Raw genomic sequence first — 236 nt, forward strand, 5'->3', positions numbered from 1 at the left:
CATAAGAAAACGGCGGGCGTTCGTAGCGGCGGATCCGGAACGGCAGCGGGCCGCTCGTCGACTCGAGATGGCACTGCATGCAGGTTTCGAGCTGCCGCTCGCGATCGAATCGTCCCGGATTGGCGATCGTCTGGCGGGCGCGCTCGACATCCTCCGAGTGGGCCGCATCGATGTGAGCCTGGCCGGGCCCGTGGCAGCGCTGGCAGTCGATTCCTTCGGGCAGTGCGCCGGTGAAC

At 67.4% G+C, this 236-nt stretch carries 1 protein-coding gene; it reads right to left on the reverse strand.

The genetic code is table 11. From position 1 onward, the window contains the following. The coding region (locus ACLJNW_RS28515; RefSeq protein ID WP_410962040.1) for a hypothetical protein at positions 1-236 on the reverse strand (236 nt) is incomplete at both ends.

The sequence above is a fragment of the Salmonella sp. SAL4457 genome (assembly GCF_046548235.1).
GTDB lineage: Bacteria > Pseudomonadota > Gammaproteobacteria > Enterobacterales > Enterobacteriaceae > Salmonella > Salmonella enterica.